3 protein-coding genes are annotated in these 3570 nt (G+C 60.0%); all 3 read right to left on the reverse strand.

Annotated features, from left to right (window positions below; genetic code table 11):
* Positions 1–1938 (reverse strand): DNA methyltransferase (locus tag ACIQ36_RS19280; protein ID WP_395832381.1); only part of this gene is annotated, 1938 nt, incomplete at its 3' end.
* A gap of 84 nt (positions 1939–2022) precedes the next feature.
* Positions 2023–2952: an SPFH domain-containing protein gene (locus ACIQ36_RS19285; protein WP_395832383.1), complete on the reverse strand. Its 930-nt coding sequence runs from the start codon at positions 2950–2952 to the stop codon at positions 2023–2025.
* Between the two features lie 35 nt (positions 2953–2987).
* A partial coding sequence (locus ACIQ36_RS19290; RefSeq protein ID WP_395832385.1) for a CorA family divalent cation transporter occupies positions 2988–3570 on the reverse strand: 583 nt, incomplete at its 5' end.

The raw sequence follows: 3570 nt of genomic DNA on the forward strand, positions 1-3570 counted from the left end.
CGGCCCATTTTTTTGAGTCCCGATAAATGCGATCTCTAGATTTTCTGTAGCACTCGATAAAGATACAAGACTCGTTATCCCCGCCGTCAAATCGGCAAACACCTCGGCGACCGGCTGCCCATCGACCTGCACCGTTTGCCCCTCCGTCTTCGGGGCAAAGCAGATAATCGAGACGCGCACGGCGGCTCCGTCCTGAGTCCAAGGCTCGTCGCTCCAGGCGTCGGTGATTTGGTGGTGGTCGGTAATGGCGGCGAGGAGTTTGCGGTTCGCGCCGCCGCGAATGGAGTTTGTACTCACCAGCCCCACGCGCCCGGTTCGGCCTGCGCGCATCTGCTGGTCGGCTTTGGCGAACCAGAAGCAAACGAAATCGGCCCCGCCGGGCACGGCCCCGGCATAGGCGGCGCGGACGCGGGCGGTATAGGCTTCGCCCAACTCCTTTTTCATCTTTTTATCGCCGATAAACGGCGGGTTGCCGATAATCACGTCGGCGTCGGGCCAGTCGGCGGGGGTGCCGTCGGCGGTCAGCAGCGCGTCGCGGCACTCGATCGCGTCGAGGGGCTTCAGCACCGGGTCTTTCGACACCCCGAAGCCATTGCGCTGCAACCATTGAATATCGCCGATCCATAAGGCGGTGCGGGCGAGTTCGGCGGCGTAAGGGTTGATCTCGATCCCGTGTAAGGCGTTCGGACCCACCCCGATAACGAGTTGGCGGGTGAGGCCCAGGGCCTCGGCTTCGACCCCAGCGATATTCTCCAAATCTTTGAGCGCATGCAGGGCAAGATAGAGAAAATTGCCTGACCCACAGGCAGGATCGAGCACGCGAAAACGCCGAAGCCGCTCCAGGTAGTCCAAGTAAAGGGCTTGGGCTTTTGCGGTAAGCGTGGCGCGGGTTTTCGGCGTGGGGCTGGCGGCGGCTTTTTCCATCAGCGTTGCGATCTGCGCTTTGGTTTCCCCCCAAGCTGCCCGCCACGGGCGTTGAATGACCGGCTCGATAATCAGCATAATTTTATCGCGGTCGGTATAATGCGCGCCCAATTGGCCGCGTTTGTCTTTATCCAACCCGCGCTCGAACAAAGTACCCATGATGGAGGGGTCGATGGCCGACCAATCCAAGTCCGCGACCCGTTGCAGCAGCAGAATATCTGGGCGCTCCAAGGGCAGGGCGCTGTCATGGTCGAACAGGCCGCCGTTGAACCAGGCCACCTGTTCCAGCCCAATCCAGCCGCCGGTTCGCATGCCCGTAAACAGGGTTTGGGCGAAGTTTATAAAGAGATGCGCCTGATTGAGGCTGAGCCCCAGCACGCGCTGAAACATTTTGGGCGGCAGCAAATCGGCATATTCGGCGAACATGCAAAAGATTAGGCGATTGAGAAAATGGCTCACCGCCTGCGGATCATGCCCCCGCTCGCGCAATCGTTCGGCCAAGACCGAAAAATCTTGGGCAGCTTTTTCGGTAATGCCCTGCCGGGTTAGCCCGCTAGGGCGTAGGCGTTCGGGGTCGGATAAGGCCCATTTCAGCCATTTACGCTTCTCGGGATCGTTTTTGATATCGTTCAGCGCAATATCGTAGGATTTGCTCGGGCTATTGGTCCAATTGGTGCGAATATGGATCGCGTCGATATTGCAAACGATCAGCAGCGGCGGGTTTTCAAGCGCCAACGCATATTGCTGCAATTGACTGAGGGCGACCTTTAGGTCCGAGCCGGGGCGCTTATACTCCCAGGCGAAATGCCCCTTCTTCCAAACATCGGCCCACCCGCGCCGCCCATCGGTTTTGGTGGCCCCGCGCTCGAAAGCATACCATTCGCCCTTCGGGTCTGCCGCCGTTGGGGTGGGTTCATCCAGCAAAGCACAAAGATCGTTGAAATGAGACTGCGCTAAAGCCCGCTCGGTCAGCGCAATCTCTTGATACTTCATCACAAATTGGGCGGGCGTCATCGGGCTCTTCCAAAAACAAAGGCACAGGCGCGCGAGTTTACCCCGATGAGTGTGCCTTAGAAGCACATTTTGCGGGCAAGCCGCCTAACCCGCCGTCGGCACCCGCGTAGGCTTCGCCTCGCCCGCCGCCTCTTGGGCCGCGAACTGGGCGCCGAGGCGGCTGGGGGCGGCGACGTCCATCACCACCAGCTTGCCTTTGCTGGAGGCGTGGACGATGGCATCCAACCGGTTGAACTCGATCAACTGTTCCATCAGTCGCTCGGGATTGACGCCGGCGGCGTGGAGCGCGTCGGCATTTTCGCGCAACAGGGCGACATAGCCGTTGAAGATGAGGGCGCGGGCTTCGCTGATGCCCTGGGCTTGGCGGATCATATAGGCGGCGTCCGCCTCGGCCTCGCCCCGGCGGCGGATGAGGGTGGAATGGGCCTCGAACTGGGCGGCCTCCTGGCCGCGCGCGGCGCTCACCACCTTATCGAAGGAGCGTTGCACTTCCTCCGACACATGGGGCGCGCCGACCGTGATGCTCTGGATTTGATAGCCGAAGGCGGCAAAACGCGCCGCCACCTGCTCTTCCAACTGATGGCCGAGGCTCATGCTCTCTTCATAAAGTTCCGCGCTGCTTTTATTGCCCGTCACCGACCGCATCGCGTCCATGACAAAACCCGCCAGCATTTCATCGACGTTATCAACGCTATAGGCCGCCGCGATAACGCTCTCGCGGTTATTGGTCACGGAGGTCTGCACACTGGCCGACAGCGTCATGAACAGATTGTCTTTGGAGCGGATCTGCTGGGAGACGGCGATCGAAAACACTCGGAAATTAATCCGCTTATCAAGCTGCTCAAACGGCGCGGGCAGTTTGATGTTGAGCCCGGCGGAGGCCACGCGCACGAACCGGCCAAAGCGCGTCACCGTGCGCACCTCGTTCTGCTGCACCTGAAAAATCATGGTGAACAGCAAAAGGCCGATGAGAACAGCGGCGAAAACGAACAGCGGCGCGGACTCGAAACTCATGGGGCGCGTCCTTCGCGAAAAGAGGGCTTAACAGCTTAGAGCCAACCCCGCCGCCGCAGCCAGAAAAACGGCACGAGCGCCGAGGCCAGCATCAGCCCCAAGGAGAAGAGATAGCCGAAGCGCCAATGCAACTCGGGCATGAAATCGAAATTCATCCCATAGATCGAACCGACCAGGGTCGGCGGCAGAAACAGCACGGCGAGAATGGAGAAGACTTTAACGATCTGGTTCTGCTCAAGCGTAATCAGCCCCAGGGTGGCTTCGTGCAGATAGCTGACTTCCGACGAAAGCTGCGCCTCGAAGGTGGTGAGCGAGCGAATGTCGCGCAAGAGCAAGGAAAGCCGCGTGCGGCAATCGGCGGTGAGGGCGTCGCCCGATTGTTCGATGAGGAAGGGCACCATCCGGTCGAAGCTGAACAGGCTTTCCCGCAACAGGGCAGAAATACGGCGCTTGCGGCCCAGTCGGCGCAGCAGGGCCTGCATTTGCTCATCCGATTTCTTGTGGTCGGTGTCTTTGAAGAACAGCCGCAGAGAGACTTCGTTGAGATCAGCCGCCACCCGCTCCAGTACATCGGCCGCGCGCTCCAAAATCGCCTCCAGCAACCCAACCAGCAGGGCT

The sequence above is a fragment of the Elstera sp. genome (assembly GCF_044372965.1).
In the GTDB taxonomy this organism is placed as follows: domain Bacteria; phylum Pseudomonadota; class Alphaproteobacteria; order Elsterales; family Elsteraceae; genus Elstera.

What these genes read in the sequence shown, in the direction of transcription:
- ACIQ36_RS19285 (WP_395832383.1), bottom strand. Translation starts at nt 2,952, where the DNA reads ATGAGTTTCGAGTCCGCGCCGCTGTTCGTTTTCGCCGCTGTTCTCATC.